At 42.0% G+C, this 212-nt stretch carries 1 pseudogene; it reads left to right on the top strand.

Annotated elements, in window-relative coordinates:
* Positions 1–212 (top strand): annotated as a pseudogene (locus HMPREF9441_RS18830) (protein-disulfide reductase DsbD family protein); the annotation flags it as partial.

Below are 212 nucleotides of genomic sequence, written 5' to 3' on the forward strand. Positions count from 1 at the left end.
CAATGATACTGAATATTACTTGGTAGCTAAGGCTACTATAGAGGCTGGTTGGAAGCTGTACGGACAGAACATCCCGCCCAATGGACCTATTCCGACTACTTTTGAATTTGAAAAAAACGCTGACTTTGAGCTTGTAGGGAAGACCGAAGAATCGACCCCTATACTGAAGCACGACAAAGTGTTTAATATGGAGATTTCTTATTTCCACAACC

Origin of the sequence: Paraprevotella clara YIT 11840 (assembly GCF_000233955.1) — a bacterium.
GTDB lineage: Bacteria > Bacteroidota > Bacteroidia > Bacteroidales > Bacteroidaceae > Paraprevotella > Paraprevotella clara.